The organism is Pedobacter alluvionis (assembly GCF_003664035.1).
Lineage (GTDB): Bacteria > Bacteroidota > Bacteroidia > Sphingobacteriales > Sphingobacteriaceae > Pedobacter > Pedobacter alluvionis.
The window spans coordinates 332981-356156 of the sequence record NZ_RCCK01000014.1 but is presented as its reverse complement, the minus strand read 5'-3'; the positions used below and the strand labels follow the sequence as shown (position 1 = coordinate 356156).

Annotated in this window: 12 protein-coding genes; 7 read left to right on the top strand and 5 right to left on the bottom strand. The window is 39.7% G+C overall.

The features are described 5' to 3' along the window. Positions 1-5: 5 nt before the first annotated feature. Genes BCL90_RS20945 through BCL90_RS20935 form a run of 3 tightly spaced genes read left to right on the top strand, consistent with a single transcriptional unit; the run spans position 6 to position 4432 of the window. Positions 6-1952: a RagB/SusD family nutrient uptake outer membrane protein gene (locus BCL90_RS20945; RefSeq protein ID WP_121286870.1), complete on the top strand. Its 1947-nt coding sequence runs from the start codon at positions 6-8 to the stop codon at positions 1950-1952. Between the two features lie 23 nt (positions 1953-1975). Continuing rightward, positions 1976-3178 (top strand): DUF4959 domain-containing protein, encoded by a 1203-nt coding sequence (locus BCL90_RS20940; protein ID WP_166792244.1) that lies wholly within the window; start codon positions 1976-1978, stop codon positions 3176-3178. 30 nt (positions 3179-3208) lie between these two features. Then, positions 3209-4432 (top strand): DUF4998 domain-containing protein, encoded by a 1224-nt coding sequence (locus BCL90_RS20935; RefSeq protein WP_121286866.1) that lies wholly within the window; start codon positions 3209-3211, stop codon positions 4430-4432. A gap of 370 nt (positions 4433-4802) precedes the next feature. Here the strand turns inward: BCL90_RS20935 and BCL90_RS20930 are convergent, their stop codons facing one another. The 5 genes from BCL90_RS20930 to BCL90_RS20910 all read right to left on the bottom strand — a co-directional run bounded on the left by BCL90_RS20930 (position 4803) and on the right by BCL90_RS20910 (position 7991). Next, a complete protein-coding gene (locus tag BCL90_RS20930) occupies positions 4803-5225 on the bottom strand; it encodes an IS66 family transposase (protein WP_244095115.1) in 423 nt (140 codons plus the stop codon). 134 nt (positions 5226-5359) lie between these two features. Continuing rightward, positions 5360-5602: an IS66 family insertion sequence element accessory protein TnpB gene (tnpB, locus tag BCL90_RS26290; RefSeq protein WP_121286864.1), complete on the bottom strand. Its 243-nt coding sequence runs from the start codon at positions 5600-5602 to the stop codon at positions 5360-5362. Between the two features lie 108 nt (positions 5603-5710). After that, a complete protein-coding gene (gene tnpA, locus BCL90_RS26285) occupies positions 5711-5848 on the bottom strand; it encodes an IS66 family insertion sequence element accessory protein TnpA (RefSeq protein WP_394341718.1) in 138 nt (45 codons plus the stop codon). 100 nt (positions 5849-5948) lie between these two features. Then, positions 5949-7037, bottom strand: coding sequence for a sensor histidine kinase (locus BCL90_RS20915; protein ID WP_121286862.1), 1089 nt, complete (start codon positions 7035-7037; stop codon positions 5949-5951). A 222-nt stretch (positions 7038-7259) separates the two neighbouring features. Further along, positions 7260-7991, bottom strand: coding sequence for a LytR/AlgR family response regulator transcription factor (locus tag BCL90_RS20910; RefSeq protein WP_121286860.1), 732 nt, complete (start codon positions 7989-7991; stop codon positions 7260-7262). A 911-nt stretch (positions 7992-8902) separates the two neighbouring features. On the opposite strand from BCL90_RS20910, the gene BCL90_RS20905 reads away from it, so the two are divergent. The 4 genes from BCL90_RS20905 to BCL90_RS20890 form a co-directional block, all read left to right on the top strand. After that, positions 8903-9412: a UpxY family transcription antiterminator gene (locus BCL90_RS20905; protein WP_121286858.1), complete on the top strand. Its 510-nt coding sequence runs from the start codon at positions 8903-8905 to the stop codon at positions 9410-9412. A 19-nt stretch (positions 9413-9431) separates the two neighbouring features. Continuing rightward, positions 9432-11483 (top strand): AMP-binding protein, encoded by a 2052-nt coding sequence (locus tag BCL90_RS20900; RefSeq protein ID WP_121286856.1) that lies wholly within the window; start codon positions 9432-9434, stop codon positions 11481-11483. After that, entirely contained in the window at positions 11480-18058 is a 6579-nt protein-coding gene (locus BCL90_RS20895; protein ID WP_121286854.1) for a non-ribosomal peptide synthetase, read from the top strand. The genes BCL90_RS20900 and BCL90_RS20895 overlap by 4 nt, the downstream gene beginning before the upstream one ends. 1 nt (position 18059) lies before the next feature. Further along, positions 18060-23176: non-ribosomal peptide synthetase (locus BCL90_RS20890; RefSeq protein ID WP_121286853.1), on the top strand; the 5117-nt coding region annotated here is incomplete at its 3' end.

The window sequence follows — 23176 nt, the reverse complement described above, 5'->3', positions numbered from 1 at the left end:
CGGAAATGAATAAGAAAAAAATAATTGCATTAGCTGTCGTTTTCACAGTCTTTTGTAGCATAACATCCTGCAAAAAGTATCTGGACATTGTTCCTGATAACGTTGCCGTGATCGAAAATGCATTCAAACTTCGTATCGAAGCCGAAAAATATCTCTTTACCTGTTATTCTTACTTACCCAAAAATGGAGATGGCTGGTTCAATGCCGGAATGATGTCGGGTGATGAAATCTGGTTGCCCCAAACAGACAAGGCACATTGGCATCCAGCCTTTCAGATTGCCCAGGGGGAACAAAATAGAAGCAGACCCTTGTTTAACGAATGGGGTGGAGACTTAAAAGGAGCGAATGGAGGAAATAATTATCTCAAGATGTTCAGGGCCATACGCCATTGCAACATCTTTCTTCAAAATATCAAAGACGAAACAAAAGCGCCCGATCTGGGAATAGCTGAACGGGAAAGATGGATCGGAGAAGTAGAATTTTTAAAGGCCTATTACCACTATTACCTGATGAGGATGTATGGCCCTATACCGCTTATTGATGTAAATACACTCGAATCCTCGGACCCTGAAGGGCTTTATTATAAACGTGCCCCAATAGATGAGACTGTAAATTATCTCTCAGCACTTTTAGATGCGGCGACTGAAAAGCTGCCACAACGGATTTCTGATGAGAATAAAGAGTTGGGTAGAATAACCAAACCAATTGCGCTTGCTGTCAAGGCAAAACTCCTTTTAATGGCAGCAAGTCCGCTATTTAATGGGAATTCGGATTATGCGGGCTTTAAGGATAAAGAAAATACAACGTTTTTCAATCCGGTGTTCGATCTTAAAAAATGGGAAAAGGCAAGGGATGCAGCCAAAGCAGCAATAGAGTCTGCGGAGTTAAATGGCAGTGCCCTTTATACTTATACTAACGATTCGTATGGCTTAAGCGCAGAAACAAAAACTCAATTGAACATCCGCAATTCGGTAACCACCAGATGGAGTACTGAACATGTTTGGGCACTTTCAAACAGTTATTTTGTGAATGAAGCCCTTTGTATGCCGCCAATGGCAGGCATCGAAAATGTGGATAGATTCCAGTTACAAGGTGTTTGGGGAGCGCCGTTGAAAATTGCGAAAATGTTTTACAGCAAAAACGGTGTACCCATTGAAGAAGATAAAACACTGGATTTTGGCAATTATATGCAAACCAGGGTAGCCAATACTTCAGAGCGTTTTACAATTGAACCTGGATTTGCTACAGCAAGACTTAATTATGACCGTGAACCAAGGTTTTATGCTGATCTGGGGTTTGATGGAAGTAAATGGTATATGAAGGATGCGACCAGCACAAGTAGCGACGTAAACTCGGTATACGTCCAGTCAAAAAATGCAGAGCGATCTGGATTTGGTCATTTTACCAATTGGAATGAGACAGGTTATTTTATTAAAAAACTTGTTCATTGGGAGTCCACTACGAATACCAGTAATGCCCCAAGCTGGAAGAGCTATCCCTGGCCGGAAATAAGACTGGCTGACCTCTATTTGATGTATGCTGAGGCTTTAAATGAAGTGGAACCCGGTTCCGTTACTGCAATCAGCTATGTAGACCGCGTGAGAACCAGGGCCGGATTAAAAGGTGTTGTAGAATCATGGACAAATTATTCCAAGAGTCCATCTAAGTATACCAGCCAGGCTGGCCTTCGGGAAATTATTCGTAGAGAACGCCTGATCGAACTGGCATTCGAAGGTCAACGATTATGGGATCTCCGCAGATGGAAACTATCTGGCGAGGAACTCAATAAGGATATCACGGGACTAAGTGTTTTGGGTAAGACAGCTGAGAGTTATAATATCGAACGAACTATTTTCAGCCAAACATTTATAGCGCCCAGGGATTATTTTTGGCCGGTTGGAGACAATGAAATCAGAAAGAACCCCAAACTAGTAGAGAACCCTGGATGGTAGTATTTATTTTAAAGATAAAAATTATGAAATTAAAGAAAATAATAAATTACTTACTGCTGTTCACATTGGTATTTGCTCTGTTTTCCTGTAAAGAGGAAGAACTTGGTGGTCCAACAGAGCATGACGGAACTGTTCCGCAAATGGTAAGTAATATCCGTGTTGAGAATCTGAACGGTAAAGCCAGAATTACCTACAAGCTACCAAACGATAAGAATTTATTGTATGTAAAAGCAGTTTTTAAACTGGCCAATGGGACTAATTTTGAAGCCAAATCCTCTTTTTATAAAGATACTGTTGTAGTTGAAGGATTTGCCGATACGCTGGAGCATCAGGTATCACTGTATTCTGTAAGCAGGAGCGAAGTACTTTCGCAACCAACTATGGTAAAAGTAAAACCCCTGGAAGCCCCATTCCTTAAAGCATTTAAAAGCATTCAGGTTATCGATGCCTTTGGTGGATATAATCTGGCGGCTACAAATCCAACACGGGATAATATTTCCATAATTGTAATGAAGATGAATGTTTTTAAGCAATTTGAAGTCGATAATTTTAGGAGCATATTTACCCGTACTGACTCAATTTTATCGAAAATCAGGGGGCTGAGTACCACAAAGCAGGAATTGGCAATTTTTGTTAAAGACAAATGGGGAAACAGTTCCGACACGCTTTACAAAACAATAAATCCAATATTTGAAGCCAAGCTTAATCCATCACTTTTCCGGGCTTTGGTATTACCTGGCGACGCTCCTCAGGTTACCAACGGTGCTGCGCTGAATTATGCCTGGGATGGCAGGCTCGGATGGCCCTATACAAGTTTTACCCATCAGATCAATGGTGGTAATGGGCCGCATATGGTTAGTTTTGATACTGGCGTTTCGGCGAAATTAAGCCGGGTCTGGATTCGCCCTTTCCCTGAAGGAATAAGGTATTATTATCTCACTACGATGAAAAGGTTCGAAATCTATGGTTCTAATAGCCCAAATCTAAACGGAGCTTTAGATTCAAGCTGGATTCTGCTAGGTAGCTACGAGGTTAAAAAACCTTCTGGATTGCCTTACGGTAACGATAATGCAGAAGATCAGGCCACTGCTGCAGCTGGTTTTAGTTGGGACATTAATCTCGCTGCACCTAAAGTACGCTATCTGAGAATCAGATGCCTGGAAAATTGGGCAGGCGGAACCGCGCAAAGTATCAATGAAATAGAGGTTTATGGCTCGGTACAGTAAACAATTTGATTCATTATTAGAACTAAGGAGATGAAATACAAAATAAAGAAAACCGTCCTTGTTTTCCTTACAGCAGTAATGCTGTTTGGTTGCTCTAAGCCGGATGATTATAAAAAATACCTGGATGGAGGAGATATCCTTTACTCGGGTAAATTGGATTCTGTTAAAATTAACCCAGGTAACAATCGTGTACAGTTGACCGGTCTTTTAAAAGCCGATCCGAAAATCAACAGGATTAAAATCCTCTGGAATGATCAAAAAGATTCGATCGAATATTCGGTAAATATGAATACAGATTCCCGGAAATTCAGTCAGATTTTTAATGTTGAAGAAGGGGTACGCAGCTTTTTAGTGTACACTTTTGATGCTGAAGGGAACCGTTCTATTGCTGTTAATGCTGTAGGGAGGGTTTATGGCCCACGTTATGCTGCTTCATTAACCAATCGTGTAATTGGCAGCGCAACCCAAGCCAATGGTGAAACTGCCATTGATTGGCTAACCATTGATCCTTCGGCCGGACCTTTCGCTACTGAAATCCGGTACAATTCGACAACCGGATTAAAAACGGTCAGGGTACCTATAGCAAGCGAACGTACCGTATTGAATGATCTTGCAGGCACGGCATCTACAATTAGCACCAGGACCTTGTATCTGCCCACTAAATCAAGTATAGATACTTTTTATACGGAATTTGTTCAGGTTGGTGTTTTAAAGGATGTTACTGCTCAGTATATGTTAAATACCAGGATACCCTTTACCGCCAGTGTGAAGGGAGACAGATGGGGAATCCCAACTGGTTGGACAACCAACGATGCTGTGCGAAATTTCAGGCAGGCAGCAGGCGTATTTTATGGTGGGGTAGATGCCTGGTTTGGCGGCCCTCAACTGGCCATGGAAGCAGGATGGTCAGCAGATAATATGGTTACAATTACTGATGGTAAAATTTACCAAAGTCCTGTTTTACCGGCTGGGTTGTACACCTTCGAAATGGATATCCCCGATTGTACCGCAGGGGGAGACTTTTACACCGTGGCAGCAGACGGAGATGGGATACCCAATACAGGCAACATCGCGTCTTCATTGGCCTACGCTAAGACCAATGCACCAGGTACGCATAAGATTACCTTTACATTGTCTACCGAAAAGAAAGTGTCGCTTGGTTTCGTTGGCAATGTTCCAAATAAAGGGGCTGGAGATGGTACATTCTGGAGAATTAGTCAGGTTCGCCTGAAATATTTGCCCAAAACTAATTAGGCAGGTTTCCTGAGCGCCAGATACATTCTGGCGCTTTTTTTTATAACTTCATTGTTCTGAGTTGCCGATTCAGTTAGTAACATTTAGAGCCTGTTTAAATTTTTACAACAAATATCAATAGTCTTTTGCTGTCACACTGAGCGTAGTCGATTGTTTTATTAATGTGTTGAAATGGTCTTCGACTACGCGCAGATTGACATATGAAATAAATTTTATTTTAATTTTAAACAGGCTCTTAGTATATATCTGATAATAGCGATTTGCTTAAAATAAAAAACGAGACAAACAGCTCAAATCTGATTTGTCTCGTTTAGTGCTCCCGACGAGAATTGGCATAAAAATATAATTCATTGTATTGTGTATCTTTATGTTATTTTGGTGTCAACCGGGTGTTGTACCTTTTGATAAAGAACCGTGCAGGTTCACATTCCAGTTCTTCGGTAACTTCCTTACCGATACACACCATATCAGAGAGGTTACCTTCATGGTGTATTTCGATTTCTTCAACAGGTAAATGCCTTGGCAATTTTGCACGGCCATGATGGTTGGGGCGCTTGCGGACGTATTCAATCTTTTCCCTGTTTTCTGCCTGTTGTTCCACCACAGCTGTAGCATCAGCTTCAAAAGGTAGCATCGTTTGGTTTGGGTCACCTTCAAAGCGCTCATGTTCCTGTCCGAACTGCATCCGCTTGTACATGGCGAGTTGGGATTCAAGATAACCTATCTTTTCATCACGACTGGAAATAACCTTTAGAAGATCCTCTTTCGATAGGTTTTTCAGTACCGTTTCCATAGGTTAAAAATACTGGTTTACCCGTGATTTAACAAGGAAAAAGCCTGTTTTATACTAATGAATAACGTTTTTTCTGAATACGCTGCACAACATGGATACCTTCCACCATCAGTACCAGATCGCTCCATGACATTTCATTCCCTCCGCCTTTTGGAGCAAGAAAAGTACCTTGTTCCCTCCGCTTGTAGAAGACAAAGTCCCGCTCCAATTAGTTTGATATGTGTGCGACTGCGGTTCAAAAAGACGAATACTTCACCACTAGTAGGATTGCGCTGCATCCCGAAGCTAACTAACCCACACAGCCTATCAAAACTCTTGCGCATATCACAATGCCCCGAATAAAGGTAGAAACGATGAGGAGATCCTAGTGAGAACATGTCAGTAAAGACGGATCAACTGAACTAAAAGTGACAGGCCACCATTAAATTTCAGTTTGACCCCTTTGGGGTAAGATATTTCTATCTCTTTGGTGCCTGAAGGCTTCTCTATTGGAATAAATCCAACGGGGTATCTTCTTTTCGCCTCATCCGCGAATACCAGTAATAAAACTTCGCCTCATTGATCTCATTTTCTAAGCAATATTGTTTCTTTGACTTACCTCTGGATTGCCAATCTTCAATCATGGCTGTCATAGCGTTGTGCTTTTCTTTCAAATTATTCATATGGGCAAAGCTAAATCCGGAAAATTAGCTAATCACGATGTACTTGGTAGGACGGATACGTTTAAACAGGTATTTTAATCGAAACATCGAATGCCCCTTCAAACTTTCCAAAAGTAACTCCTGAATTTTTTCCATAGTAATCGAAAATCCTAGCCTGAAGATTATTCAGGCCTGTTTTTAGACTTGATGTGCTAGTTTCATTAGAAACTATATTTTTGGTCTGAATACAGATCATATCATCCTTCTGAAAAATATTCATTTTTCCATAATTTTCTGGATTTGAAAGATCTCCGTGCTTATACATATTTTCCATAAGAGTGATTAGGAGTAAAGGTATAATTTTAATTTCCAGAACACATTCTTCAATATTCAACTCAAAATAAAACTTATCGCCTTTAAGGATTTTAAGAATTTTACTCAAATCTCTTACCTGGGCAACTTCTTCGGATAATGGTACTAATTCTGAGTTATAGTTTATTTCTATTGAATATCGCATCAATGATGTTAATGAAATGATTGCCTCACCAGCTAACACATCGTTTCTTCTTACCCGGCGATAGATAAAGGTCAATGTATTAAAGAGTAGGTGTGGACTAACCTGCGCTCGCAGATGTGCGTTTTTTGCGATTAAAAAATTTCTTTCTGCAATTTCTTTTTTTAAAATCTGCTGCAATCGGTCCCATTCAAGTTCCTCTGCTTTTTTTCTCTCCTTAAGATACTGTCTCAAGAACCAATATCCTGTCGAAACAATAATGAAAAATATTGATCTATAAACAGCGCCGCCAACAAATTTTTTATCTATCCCTAAAACACTTAAAGGAGTTGATTGATTGTATTCTGTGAAAATGTGATTTAAAGTGGCTAATACAGGAATATATATTGTTATCTCTACGATTATTAAGCAAAATACTGCCAGTATATAGAAGCGTACTTTTGCAAAAGTATCCATCATGCGGGAATGAAAATAGAAGAGCGAAATGTTTAATAGATAATGCACAATATAATTTTCTGCTTTTCCAAATCTGCCAACAAATATACCTGTCAGCCCCGATTCATATAGTATGTACACAGCCCAAAAAAAGATGTGTATTCTATGCAACAAAAACCAATTTCGTAGGGATCTACTCATCCCAGTAATATAGTGTTTCATACCAAAATCTATCCTGTCTGTCACTTCTTGTTGACTTAATTCTTCTTAGCATTTAAGTTTCAAAAAAAACGCCATGAAAACAAAGAAAATCAGAAAAACAACATTGTTTTATTTTAAATCCTTTAGAACGAAAAAAAGGTTATTGTCCGATCCTACCCTTGATACCTTGACATACACTGCAACCGGGTGGCTTTTGCAAGGCTAAAAGCTAAGATCCATCCATTATTTATTCTGGATGGGTCTTAATGTTTTTTCAAGAAGAAAGTTACTTAGTGTTTTTCTGAAAATTTCCCCGATAGTAAATTTACTTCCGTTGCTCATGGTGAGTATATTCCCTTCGATTGAATTAATATGGTTCTTCGAAATTAGAAAACTCCTGTGCAGCTGCATGAAATTATTATATTTACTAAAAATTTCTTTGGCTTCTTTCAGTTTAAGATGGGTTACGATATTAGAATCAACAGTGTAGATTTTGATGTAGTTAGCTAAACTTTCTATGGCAACAATGTCAGCAAACCTCACTTTCACCATCTTCAAATCTTCTGATTTGTTTTTTATATATAAATAATCCTCTTCAATGTTTTTATTCAGTTCTTTTGGCTTTAGAAACTTAGAGACCACGGAAAAAAACTTTGAGTAGTTAAAAGGCTTCAACAAGAAAGCATCGGCTTCTACATCGAATGCCTCAAGCGCATACTTTGCATGACTTGTAGTGAAAATCAGTTTTTCAGTTTGATTTCTGATAATACCCGAAAGTTCGATACCATTCATTTTTGGCATGTCAACATCCATAAAGACCAGATTGAACATACCATTTTCCTTAATATAGTTTAGTGCTTCGATTGAATCGGAAAATGCTTTAACCAATTTTAGTTCCGGCGTATTTATAATATACTCATTTATTTCTTCTATCGCATCTAAATCGTCATCAATCACAATACATCTTTGAGGCATAAATTCTAATTGGTCAAGATTAATAATACACGGTATTTAACCGTAAATTCATTTTTATTAGCATAGGTGTAATCAATTTATTTCCATTTTAATTAAACCAATTCGGCTGGATAATCTCAGGAAAAATAATTTAAGGCTCCATTTTTTTTAATTAAAATCTATCGATTTGCTTCGTCCCCAAAAAATAGCATTACGTACCGGATTTGACCCGTTTGATAAATCTAAATGGATATCTTATTATTTAATGTCTAAATTTAATTTAAGAAATGTATAAATATATGCATTTAACATTATTAAAAAATAACTATATAAATTGTATTCATAAAATATCTTTAATTGACTAATTATTATGTATTCTTTATTTACAATTTTCATTTGATTAAAGGTTCAAAAATAAAAAATTTAAGAATAGAAATTTGGGAATAATGAATCAATATGTTAACTGAGAGAAACATTAGCGCAATATTAAATAATATTAAAAATTGAAAAAAGCAAATATCTTAGATAATTTAAACTTTATTAAATTGGGAGTTATGTCTGTCTCTAAACCTGGTATGTAAACGTAGATTAACTAATATTGTTACGATGGGAACATCGTGTAATTTAGATTCGGTTAACAATATGTAACGTGTTTAAGAATACTAGATAATAAAATGTTGCCAAGAAGAATTTGTGTTAAAATACAATCTATTTATCAGGTAATAAATAATAGTCTTATTAGAAATAAGGAATTATACTATTGCAATTTTTAAAGTAGGGCGTTTGGAGAAATTTGATACAAATCAGAATCCCAAACAGGTCAAGTGTCGCATAATTATGAACTATATTGTGACTTGATCTAGCGATAGCTATGTCAAAATAGCAGGTTTTTCCTTAAATTATCATAAGCCAACATCCATATTGTATATTTTATGAATAATTTTAATCCCGGCTGGTTCGTTATTTATACTAGGCCTCGTCACGAAAAAAAAGTAGAAGACCAACTTAAAGAGCGAAAGATCGAGTCCTTTCTTCCGGTAAGAAATGAGATAAAGACTTGGAGTGATCGAAAGAAGATGGTAAAAACACCACTTTTCCCTTCTTATATCTTTGTTTATATCAAGGAACTGGCTCAATACTATACCGCCACGGGTCTCGACGGTGTGATTTATTTTCTTAAAACCGGAAAAAACGTATCAAGAGTTAATGAAAAAGTTATTAATGATATACAAATGCTTTTGGATTTTGGAGAGAATATCAGTGTTTCAAACAGCAGGTTTTCTACAGGTCAGCAGTTACTGATACAAAAAGGACCATTTGTGGGCAGGTATTGCGATTTCATAGAAGTGAACGGTTCCACATTGGCTCTGGTACAACTCAATGTCTTGCAGAGGAGCCTTACCGCAACATTACCATATGAATATTTAACGGTTGCCGATTAGTTTTTATTCCATTTTATTAATGCCTGTTACTTCTGTTAACTGTAAAAGTATTCTTGATTGTCTGAGCTATTTTTCTGAGGAGACTCCGGAGAAGAAGGCATTCGTATTTCTAAAATCAGCAATTGCTACTGAAGAATGTATTTCTTATGCTGGACTGTACCTGAAAGTACGTCGGCTTTCGATGGGAATTGCAGCAATTGTTGGCGTTGGTAAGCCTGTATTTCTGATCTATCAAGACGCGTATGAATTTCTAGTTACATTTCTTGCCTGTCAGCAGGCAGGCTTGATTCCGGTTCCTCTGCCTTATCTCAAAGGAGATAGGCAATTGGAAAGATTAGTTCCTATTCAACATGACATCAATGCAGCTGCTATACTTTGTAATGCCAAAGTCCGTGATTCGATAGAATCCAGCCTTTTCAAGTTTGAGGAAATAGAAGATTTGCTGTTGCTTGCTACAGATGAATTGAGTATTTCAAGTTTGGTTGGCCGGGAGATTGCAGTACCTCATCACGAAATATCGTTTGTTCAATATACCTCCGGTTCTACTGGAAATCCTAAAGGTGTTATTGTTTCAACTGAAAGCCTGTTACACAATCAAAAGTTGCTACAGGAAACATTTGGCTGCAATGCACAGTCCGTTATTTTCTCATGGTTACCTTTTCACCATGATATGGGACTGATTGGAAATATACTACATACAATTTATACAGGATCGACCTGTATTCTCATGCCTCCAATGGATTTTATTCAAACGCCATTAAAATGGCTGCAGTACATCTCTATGTACAAAGTCACGCACAGTGGAGGACCCAATTTCGCTTATGATTTATGTGTAGATAAAATTGCAGCATCTGCATGTAAGGATATTGATTTATCCAGCTGGAAGGTCGCCTACAATGGAGCCGAACCTGTTTCTAATGATACGATGATACGCTTTTCTAAACATTTTAAAGATTCCGGATTTGACTATGATGCTTTTTATCCTTGTTATGGTCTTGCCGAAGCAACTCTTTTAGTATCTGGCAGGAACGCAAAAAAATCGCCTCAGGAGATGATCCGCGTCACAAGGAATACGAAAAATAATAGAAAAGCGCTTTTGGATACTATTGGTGAAAATACCCGTTTGCTAATTAGTTCAGGAACAGTTGCACCTGAGATGGATGTACGGTTGTTTTCTCCTGAAGGCTCGTCAATAACAGATGAAAACCTTGAAGGAGAAGTATGTATCGCTGGGAAGAGTGTAACTAAAGGATATTGGAACAAACCTGAAGAGCATTTGTTTTACCATGCTGAAGGAATCCGGTTTCTTCGGACGGGTGATTTGGGCTTTCTTATTCATAATGAGCTTTTTATCAGTGGTCGTTTAAAAGAAATGATCATTATTCGTGGCCAGAATTTTTATCCTGGCGACATAGAACAGCATGTGTCCAAACTCAATGAGGCTATTGGCTTAAACGGAGTAGCTGCATTTCTTCTTCCGGGTACCGAAAGTAGGTTGGTAATTGCTATTGAGATTAAAAGAACAGCAATTCAGGAGCTTGATAAAGTGGCATTGATCAAAAAAGCCGATGGAATTGTCAATGGTATATTTGGGATTGACCCCTATAACATTTTGCTGATTTCCCCGCTTGGGATCCCCAGAACAACTAGTGGGAAACTACAGAGAACGAAATGTGCCGAGTTGTATCATCAAAACCTTTTCAAAATAATTAAGGCAAAGATTGATCAACATGAAAAACCTGTTTCCGAAGCGGGGATTGGACTGTTAATCGAAGAAGTAAAGCAGCTTGGGGACTATGAAAGTATAAAAAAATACCTTTTGCTCGTAATCAGACTTAAGGTAAATGGATTAAATATTAGTGATTTGAATGAAAATTCGGATCTGACAGAATCCGGACTCGATTCTTTGAGGGCAATGGAACTGATCAATACAATAAACAAAGATCTGAACATTTATATCGATACTACCTTGATGTTCCAGGCGAATACACTGCCAGGTCTAATCGGTTTAATTGAGAATATGTTGTGGTTGAAAAATGAACAATCTTCAGGTAAGGAAATCATCCTATGAATGCACTAGAGATCATCGCCATATTAAAAAAACATAAGGTAGTTCCAAAGCTTGAGGATGGGCAACTCAAGTTGGTTGGAGAAACCAGGTCCTTAACGAAAGAACTGATTGAAGAAATTAAGAAGAATAAAGATGTATTGTTTACTTTTTTAAAAGATTCTAACGATCAGTTGCTTTATACACCAATTTCACGAGTTGCTGTGCAGGAAAGTTATCCCTTGTCTAATGCACAGTATCGGCTTTGGGTTATGGATCAATTTGAGGGGGGACATACTGCTTACACAATCACAAAAGGATTTTATTTGAAAGGTTTTGTAGAAGCCAATCATCTAGAAGCAGCATTTCATATGTCTGTTCAGAGGCATGAGAGTTTGAGAACGGTTTTTAGAGTAATTGACGGAGAACCTAGACAGGTGATTTTACCTGATTTGAAATTTCAAATTGAATATGAGGACGTTAGTAAGCTGGAGTCTATTAAGTCATACCTCAGATACGAAGTAGAAAAATCTGTTAACTGGGATTTTGATCTAGCAAATGGTCCCTTGATGCGCGTAAAACTATTTCGGATTTCTCCTGAAGAATACGCCATGATTTTTGGGATCCACCACATTGTTTCAGATGGCTGGTCGGTAGGGGTGCTTGTAAAGGAGGTAATGCATTTTTATGAGGTGTGTTGTGAAAAAACCGAACCTGTTCTAGAGGAATTGCAAGTGCATTACAAAGATTACAGCGCTTGGCTGGATCAAAAAATTAACAGTATAAAAGGAGCCGATTTTAAAAATTTCTGGAAGAGCCAGTTTGAGGGAATAACCGAGCCAATAAATTTGCCAGTTGACTTTAACAGACCGGATATTAAGAGTTATGAAGGTGCTTTCTCAAAATACTTTTTCGCTGCGGATTTTTATAATTCTATAAGCGACTTTTGTAAAGTTAAACACGTCACTGTTTTTAACTTCTTTCGCGCTGTGCTTACTGTATTGTTATACAAAGTTTCAGGTCAGAAAAACATCGTTATAGGCACTCCTGTGTCGGGAAGAAACCATTTTGAACTGGAAAATCAGATTGGTCTTTACATCAATACCCTGCCCTTGTCTGCCTCCATTATTCCAGATGAATCATTTATTGATTTTCTGAACAGGATCTCTACGCATTCTTTTAAAGCTTTTGATTACCAAGAATATCCACTGGACAAAATTATCGACGATCAGAATTTAAAAAGGGACATCAGTAGAAATCCCTTATTCGATGTGATGATGGTACTTCAAAATACCGCGATTAGTGACGGAACGATTAATATTACCCAGCAATATGGTTTTGAGCTTGGCATGTTAGATGCTTATTTGGATGATGATGATCACAAGTCTGAGGGTGAAAAAAGAGCAGCGAAATTTGATCTCAGTTTTTACTTTGACAAGGATCCGGAAAACGAATATTTTCTCGAAATTGAATATTCCACAAGGCTTTTTGAAAAAAATAAGATTAATCTGCTTTTTGAAGCTTTTGTCCATATCATTTATCAGGTACTGGCCAATCCAGAAGGCCGCGTTAAAAATATTGAAATCATTTCAAGTGAATGGAAACAAAGGATTCTTCATCAATATAATACTCCGATAGACACTATTGATGAGCAAAATATAGCAGGATTACTTGAGCCTTCGCTTAAGCGATATAAAAACAACAATGCTATTGTAACAAATGAACGGAGCATTTCCTACGAGGAACTTGCTTCCTGTTATCATCGCGCTGCAGGATATCTTGAAAAAATAGATGGATTAGCGATGAATGCACACATCGGTTTGTTACTAAGCCGTTCTGAATGGATGATTATCAGCATTATGGCCATCCTCAAGACGGGAAGGGCTTATGTACCGATTGATATCCGTTATCCTGCATCTAGAATTAACTATATGATTGCGGATGCAGAGCTTGACCTGATTCTGGTAGATGATGAAGGTATGGGACTTCTTCCTAAAGATTACAAGGGAAAGGTATTACATATTGACTATCTGAAGACGTCAGGAGACGTTGGTGAAATTAATAATGATTCCTCCGATTTCCGAGAGCATACCGCTTATCTAATTTATACCTCTGGTTCGACAGGTACACCTAAAGGTGTTCAGATTTGTCAGCGGAATACTATTGCTTTCCTAAAATGGGCGATGGACGAGTTTGCAGCCATTGATTATGAAATTTTGTATGCGGCAACCTCTTACTGCTTTGACCTTTCGGTATTCGAGTTCTTCCTCCCTTTACTTCATGGTAAGACGATTCGGATATTGCAGTCAGGGACAGAAATCCCCAAATATCTGAAACGAGAGAACAGGGTGATGATCAATACTGTTCCTTCTGTTGTGAGAACTTTACTGGAGGAAGGGGTCAACTGGGCAGGTGTGGCTGCGCTCAATATGGCGGGAGAAGCAGTTCCTTTTAAAGTGAAAAAAGAAATTGATTACTCAAATATAGCGGTCAGAAATTTATATGGGCCATCTGAGGATACGACCTACAGTACCATTTATCGGTTTGAACCGGATGATTATCATTTTGTACCAATTGGAAAGCCGGTTGGTTTTACACATCTGTACATTCTTGATAAAGATCAGAACCTGCTTCCGCCCGGAATTGAGGGTGAAATTTATCTTAGCGGGCAATCTGTAGCGAAAGGTTATTTTAATAAAGAGGAGCTTACGGCTGAAAGGTTTTTGGATAATCCTTTCCTTCCAGAGTTTAAAATGTACAAAACCGGTGATCTCGGACGCTGGTTAGCCGATGGAAATGTTGAATTTCTTGGGCGAAAAGACGATCAGGTTAAGTTAAGAGGGTTTCGTATTGAGCTTGAAGAGATACAGTTTCAACTGGAACAACATCCCTTAATTTCTGAAGCGGTAGTTGCAATCAGGCAAATAGGCGAGGATAAATATCTGGTAGCTTATTGTGTATCAGATGAAATGCCTTCTTCGGTATTGCTGAAAGACTTTCTAACACAAACGCTGCCAGTGTATATGGTTCCTGATTATATCATCAACCTGAACAGCATACCCTTAAATACAAATGGCAAAGTTGATAAAAGCCAGCTGCCGGATCCTATTGCAATTGTTAGCGAACATTTGGTGATCAAATCACCGGAGACTGATACTGAAGTTCTACTCCTTAATTTGTGGAAAGAGATTCTTGGCTTTCGGGATTTGGGAGTCAATAATAATTTTTTTGACGTTGGAGGACATAGCTTAAAGGCCACCAGATTAAGAACGATGATTGCAGCAACGTTTGCCAAAGACTTAACTTTACACGAGTTATTCAGTTACCCTACTGTAGAAGAGCAGGCCAGGATTATAGATCAAAAACCGAAGTCAGCCGGAGTTATACTATCCAGGGCAGCAGCTGTTGATCATTATCCGATCTCCTATGCTCAAGAGCGTTTGTGGGTACTAATTAGCTTTGAAGAAGCTTCAAAGGCCTATAACATGCCTGCTGCGTTCAAAATTATTGGTAAGTTAAACATTGATCTGCTGGAAGATGCATTTCGCGAGGTGATCAGAAAATATGAAATATTAAGAACCATTTTTTCGAATAAGGGACTTGAACCGGAGCAAATTATTCTTGAACCTGAAGCCATCCGATTTTCTGTTGAGGAGATAGTTCTGGAAAGTACTCTCTCTCTTGAAGAAGAAGCACGTTTTCTGCAGAATAGGTGGCAAACCCCATTTGATCTAGAAAAAGGTCCCTTACTGAATTGTTTTGTATTAGCAACAGGTAGCCGTCAGATACTTTCCTTCAACATGCACCATATCATCAGCGATGGATGGTCTGTTTTGGTATTGTATAAGAATATTATTCAGGCCTATCATAACCTATCTGTAAATGGCATAGCAGGTTTACTTGGGCTACCGCTGCAATACAAAGATTATGCAGTTTGGCAAAAAACAGCAGTGCAGGCTGAGCAGATCCAAAAGCAGTTGGCGTATTGGAAAAATAAGTTTGCAGGAGTGCTTCCAGTAATTGAATTGCCTGTTGATTTTAACAGACCTGCTGTCAAAACCTATAATGGCTCTACTCATTACCTCGAATTCACAACAGCCTTGAGTAACAGCTTGTATCAATTATCCTCGAATTCGGGAGTTAGCCTTTTCATGACCTTATTGGCAGTGATGAATGTATTACTTAAAAAGTATACCAACCAGAACGACCTTGTAATTGGCGTTCCGGTGGCGGGCCGGAATTATGAAGAACTGGAAGACCAAATCGGCTTCTTTGTCAACACACTTGCGATTCGTACCATCATAGATCCTAAGGACTCTTTCTTGTCTTTATTGAAGCTGGAGAAAGAGCTGATGCTTGAAGGGTTTGATCATCAGGATCTCCCTTTTGAATTGTTGATCGAAGCGCTTGAATTAGAAAGAGACCAGTCCCGATCACCATTATTTGATGTGATGCTTGTGCTGCAGAATCGGGATACGCTGATGGAAGCGGCTTCCCAGCGCATAACAGATGACCTTAAATTTGAACGTATTCTTTATCCTTCAGGCATTGCCAAATATGACCTTACTTTCTCTTTTTCGGAGTCGGCCGAGGGGCTTTCGTTGGAAGTAGAATATAACAGGGATCTTTTTAAAAAAGAAACCATTAGCAGGCTGGCACTGCATTTTGCTTCTTTATGTGAAAAGGTTACTGAAAATCCTGACATAGCGGTTAAAGATCTTAGTGTAACAGATGCCCGAGATAATGAAGTTTACCTTTCCTGCGACCGGACAATGGTGAATTATTATCAAACGGCCACCATCGTGAGCACTTTTCAACATCAGGCCAGGCTTTTCCCTGAGAATATCGCAGTAATCGCAGACAATATCAAACTAACGTACCGGGAACTGGATGAGAAAAGCGGGCAACTTGCCGCAGTACTAATTAACGAGTATAAGGTACAACCTGAGCAGTTGGTGGCACTTTATTTTGAGAGAAATGAATGGATGATCATCGGTATCCTCGCAGTGCTAAAGTCGGCGGCAGCTTACATTCCGGTTGATCCTTCTTATCCGCTGAGCAGAATTGATTACATTATGGAAGACAGTTCTAGTAAACTGATCCTTTCTGACGCCACGTTTCCTGAAAAATTAACGCCATATCAGGAGCTGATCCAGTACCTGGATATTTCAGCTTTATCATATACCGGTGAAGGTGGCCAGGCCGATGTGCAACCGGAAAACCTTGCCTATATTATTTATACCTCAGGCACTACAGGAAAACCTAAAGGAGTAATGATTGAGCACAGAAATGTGACCAGGCTGATCGATAATGAAGAAAATATTTTTGATTTTAACGTCAGCGACAACTGGTCTTTATTCCATTCTTATGCCTTTGATTTTTCTGTATGGGAAATGTTTGGTGCTTTGTTAACCGGTGGTACATTGGTTATTGTACCAAAAGAGGTGGCACAGAATAGTGCTTCATTTTATGAATTCCTGCTGGAGCAGGGGATTACGGTATTGAATCAAACGCCAACTGCCTTTCGCAGTTTAATGCAGATTAACAGGGACCGGCTTTCGGTACCCCCTGTTACCTTGAGGTACCTCATTTTTGGTGGAGAGGCATTAGCTCCGGAAATATTGAGGGAATGGCATGATCTCGTACCCCTATGTAAAAATATAAACATGTATGGAATTACGGAAACCACTGTACACGTGACCTTTAAGGAAATCCTGTCTCAGGACATTAAAGAAAATATAAGTAATGTGGGTTTACCTATTCCGACGCTGAGTTGTTATGTTTTGGATAGTGATTTAAAGAAGGTACCTATCGGGGTAATTGGAGAGTTATATGTAGGTGGTGCGGGTCTTGCCAGGGGGTATTTAAATAAACCCGAACTTACGGCCGGGAAATTTCTCCGGAATGTATTGACAGAAGGCGACAGGATGTACCGTTCGGGAGATTTCGCAAGAATTTTGCCCAATGGAGATCTTGAATACATCGGACGTCAGGACGATCAGGTAAAAATAGCTGGTCATCGCATTGAACTTGGAGAAATTGAAACCGCATTGAAACGTATTGAGGGAGTATCGGACGCGATAGTATTGCCGGTCAAAAATGCGGAAGAAGAATATGAGCTGGTAGCTTATTATATCAGCGTTCAGCAAGTCGATTTGCCTCTTCGCCAAGAACTAGCTGAGGTACTTCCTTCTTACATGATCCCTGCTTATTTAGTCAACCTACCTGCATTTCCTATTAATCAGAACGGAAAACTAGATAAGAAAGCCTTGCCTAATCCGGAACTAACCAAGTCGAACCTTGTTGAATATACACCTGCGCGCAATGATTTTGATCTGCGGATTACGGCGATTTGGGAAGAGGTGCTCAGAAAGGAAAAAATAGGAATCAAAGATAATTTCTTCGATCTGGGGGGAAATAGCCTTAAAGCAACCAGGGTACTGTCACGTATACATGAGGTGTTTGGTGTAAAAGTAGATCTGAAAAACCTGTTTACAGAAGCCACAATCGCACATCTGTCTGACTATGTGGAGACTGTACAATGGATGGAAACTGAAAATGAATCCATCGTTGATGGTGACAATGAAATAATTTTTTAGAATGAAGCACTTGTTAGCATTATTATTAAGCTGTAAGGAAAAGGGCGTGAGAATTCATACCGATCCTGCGGGGAATAATTTAAAAATATCAGGACAGGTAGGTCTTCTTTCTGAGGAAGAGAAAACAGCGTTGAAAGTAAATAAAGAGGGCATTATCCTGATGCTCAAAGGCAAGGAGAAGAGTTCTTCTACAATTCCTCAAACTGGTGTTCAGGAAGATTATGAGCTTTCTTTCAGTCAGAAGCGGATTTGGTTGATGAGTCAGTTAGAGGAGGGAAATATTGCCCATAATATTTTCCTCGTAAAGGATTTGTCAGGAAATCTACAAACTGGGCAACTGGAGCTTGCTTTGAAAAGCCTGTTGAACAGACATGAAATTCTGAGGACTGTTTTTATTGTAAATGAAGAGGGAGAGCCAAAGCAATTCATTCGGAATTCCGAGGATTGTAATGTAGAAATTCTGCACAGTGATCTCAGAAATATTGAAAATCCGGATATGCCTGATTTATTGGGGCAATGTGCCTCAATTCCGTTTGATCTGGTGAACGGTCCTTTATTCCGGCCTGTGTTGTTCAGACTTGCAGAAGACAAATGGATTTTTGTATTTGTGATGCATCATATCATTAGCGATGCATGGTCAATGGATGTGGTGATCAATGAACTGTTGTATTATTATCATGTGCATGGAAATGAAGTACCAGACTCGCGTCCGGACTTAATGATACATTATAAAGATTACGCCGCCTGGCAGCGCCAGCAGCTTGAAGCGGCTTTAACCAGCTATAAGTCTTACTGGCTCAAACAGTTTAAAGGGGCCTTACCTGTACTCGAGTTAACAACAGATAAAATCCGGCCGGCAATTAAAACGAATGAAGGGGGGAGCGTTATAAGTTTTGTCGATCAGCGTACCGTAGAAAAGATAAAACTTCTTAGCCATGAACACGGCGGCACTTTATTTACTGGTTTGCTTACGGCCGTATACATTTTATTATATAAATACACCGAACAGGAAGATATTATTATTGGCACTCCTGTGTCAAGCAGGTCACATGTTGATCTTGAGAATCAGATCGGTATTTACCTGAATACGCTGGCACTGAGAATCATATTTAGTAAAACCGAAAGCTATCGTCAGCTTTCGGCAAAGGTTAGCGATACCTCAATGGAAGCATTCAAATATCAGGAATATCCTTTTGAGGCATTGGTTGAAGAGCTTAATCTGCCCTACGATAAAAGTAGAAATCCTCTTTTTGATGTGATGGTTACCCTCCAACAAGACAAGGAAGGTAAGGGTATTGCTCAGAAAACGCCAGACGATCTGATAATCAGCAATTATACCGGTGATGTTGTTGTGCCAAACAATAAGTTTGATCTGGTTCTCACTTTCACGGAATCAGAGGACATGCTGACCGCTCATTTTGAATACAACTCTGCTATTTTTCACAGAGAAACTATGGAACGTTTTGCTTCACGTTTTTCTTTTGTTTTGGAGCAGCTTTCTAATAAACCTGATGTTTCTATTGAGAGGATTTCTTTATTTGACGAGCTAGAAAAGCAGCGCATGCTAAAGCAGGTTACATCTGCAGCAGCTCCTTTCCCTAAGGGCCAGTGTATCCTCAGCTTATTTGATAAACAAGTGCAGTTGTCGCCCGACAATACAGCCATTTTTTACGAAGGAACAACATTCACCTATCGGACATTAAATGAGCTCTCGAATCAATTCTCTGCCTACCTGCGCCTTTCTGCTCATCTTCAACCAGGAGAACTGGCGGGCATTAACCTGCCAAGAACAGCCTGGGTAGTCGCGGCGATACTCGGCGTATTAAAATCCGGGGCTACATATTTACCTATAGACCACAATACCCCGGCCGAACGGATTGATTATATGATTAACGACAGCTGTTGCAGATTGGTCATAGACGAGGCTTTATTAACTGATTTTTTACTTAAACAGCACGACTTTGATATAGCTGATATCCCATCTTCACGAAGTCTTTCCACTCCTGTATATGTGATTTATACCTCAGGTTCTACCGGAAATCCTAAGGGAGTAGTGGTTCACAATGATGCACTTGTTAATTTATGCTATTGGCATATTGATGCTTTTTCGGTGAACAACGAAGATCGCGCAACTTTATATGCAGGCCTTGGTTTTGATGCTGCCGTTTGGGAGTTGTTCCCTTATTTACTAACAGGTGCAGGCCTTTTTATGGTACCTGAAGAGATTCGGCTGGATATGGAAAAACTGAGGGCATACATGGAATTGCATCAGGTTAGTATCGCATTTTTACCAACACAGATTGCTGAACAATTTATGCAGGCTGACCATTCCTCCTTAAGACATTTACTGGTTGGAGGAGATAGACTAAAATCTTTTACTAAACAAAAATATCAGGTTACTAATAATTATGGTCCTACAGAAAACACGGTGGTTAGCACCAGTTTTCTTGTGTCAGAATACTTGCCTAATATTCCGATAGGTAAACCCATTGCCAATGTTAACATCTATGTAGTAAATGGCAGTAATGAGATTTGTCCGGTAGATATACCTGGCGAAATCTGTATCGCTGGTTCAGGCTTGTCCTCGGGTTATTTAAATAATCCGGAGCTAACTACAGAAAAATTTGTACCTAATCTTTTTCATCATGAGGGGATGCTTTACAAAACCGGCGACTATGGCAGATGGCTACCTTCAGGTAACCTTGAATTCTTGGGCAGGAAAGATAACCAGGTAAAAATCCGTGGAAACCGGGTTGAACTGGGCGAAATCGAGAGTGTGCTTAACACTTATGAAGGTTTGTTGGAGGTTGCTGTAATTGCTACAGATGCAAACGATTTCGGTGAAAGGGAACTGATTGCCTGCTTCGTTGGCGAAGAAACTGTAAGTGTGCCTGTTCTGAAGGCATTCTTGGCAGAGAAACTCCCTGCTTATATGATTCCCGGATATTATGTGCAGCTGGCCTCTATGCCGCTGAACCAGAATGGAAAAATAGACCGGCAGTACCTTGCGGGAAATACGGAATCCTATATAGGAGCAGGATTGGTATATGTTGCTCCGGCAGATGAACTGGAGAAAGAACTGGCGGGCATCTGGGGATTAGTACTCGGCAGGAAGGAAATCAGTGCCAATGATGATTTCTTTTTACTGGGCGGAAATAGCCTTAAAGCAATGCGACTGATAGGAATGATGCAGCGCAGCTTTAAAATAAAAATAGGGCTGAAAAACATTTTTGATCATTCTGTTCTGACGGATCAGGCTTTATTTATCAGAAAAAACCTGCAAACAAAATATTTGGGCATTGTGCCAACCAGCCCTAATCCCCATTATCCCTTGTCTTCCTCTCAGAGAAGACTTTGGCTTTTGAGCCAGTTTTCGGATACCAGTATTGCATATCATATTTCAGATATCCATGTATACGAAGCAGAACTGGATATAGCCGCTTTAACAGCAGCTTTTTCTGCTTTAATCGAAAGGCACGAAAGTTTGAGGACCGTATTTAAAGAAGACGAATATGGAAATGTTTTTCAGTATATCCGTTTACCTGAAGAAGTAGATTTTCAAATTTCTACAGCTGTTCTGGAAATTGGAAATTCTTTAGGCGATATTGTAGAAAAAATAAGGCAGCAGCCTTTTGATCTTGCTGCAGATACTTTGTTAAGAGCCGGTGTAATACGGATTTCTGCAGATAAATGGGTTATTGTAACAGTAATGCACCACATCGTGAGCGATGGCTGGTCAATGGAGATTCTGAACAGGGAGTTGCTCTTGTTTTATCAATCAGAAATTTCCGGAAATGCCTATAGACCAGAAGCACTGAGCATTCATTATAAGGACTATGCCGTGTGGCAGCAGGATTTGTTAAACACTGATATAATGGCCGGCTCCAGAACTTACTGGCTGAACCAATTCTCAGAGAACATACCTGTTTTTTTACTCCATGGAGATTACAATAGGCCTGCGATAAAAACCCATAATGGGGGAGTAGTTCGCAAAAATATAAATGCTGCTACCGCAAAACAGCTGATCAGATTTTCTAAAGAGAGGGGATGTACGCTGTATATGACTTTATTGTCGCTGGTTAGTGCCCTCCTGTATAAATATACTAGCGAGGAAGATATCGTAATTGGCAGCCCAATTGCCGGAAGGGAGCATGAAAGTTTAGAAGATCAGATTGGTTGTTACCTGAATACGCTGGCAATGAGAATGCGTTTTAGCGGAAAGGACAATTTCTCGATGCTACTTACTGCAACAAAAAAGCTAACCTTAGATGCTTATGAACACCAGTCATTTCCATTCGATGAGCTCGTTAATTTACTTCCGCTTCAACAGGACAGGAGCCGGAGTGCGTTGTTCAATGTAATGATGTTACTGGCAGAAAATAATGTACAAGAAAAACCAGGCAATGCTAGCCTGTCTCTCTATCAGGAGGAGCTGAAGGTTGCCAGTAAATTTGACCTGACCTTTAGTTTTCAGGAATTAGGTGAAGAACTTCAGTTGAGTTTGATTTACAATAGTGATATTTACAGTGAAGGGCGTGTTTCAGCGATGTGTACCCATCTCGAGCAGCTGGCATCAGCAGTTCTCCGTTTTCCTGAAGTTGCGCTGAAGAACCTTGATTTTCTGACTGCAGAAGAGCAGTCGGCACTGATGGGTCACTGGCCTGTTGCGGGGGCTCATGTTGGGGATCAGGATACGGTTGTTTCGCTGTTCGAAGATCAGGAAAAACGCACTCCACTTGCCATCGCGCTGGTTTTTGAGGAGCATTCGCTGAGTTATTCTGCCCTGAATGCACAGGCGAACCGTTTGGGCCATTACCTGCGCAGCGAATATGGTTTGCTTGCCGATGATCTGGTTGGCATCTGCCTCGAACGGAGCCACTGGTCTTTAGTGGCCATGCTCGGGATTTTAAAGTCGGGCGGGGCTTATGTCCACATTGATACGGAATATCCGCAGGACCGGATTGATTATATGCTGGCAGACAGTGGCTGTAAAGTGCTGATTGATGCGCAGGAATTGGCGAAGTTTCTGTTGCTCGAAGGGAATTATCCTTCCAGTAATCCTGTGCGTGCAAACCGGTCTGCTGATCTGGCCTATGTAATCTATACCTCTGGTTCTAC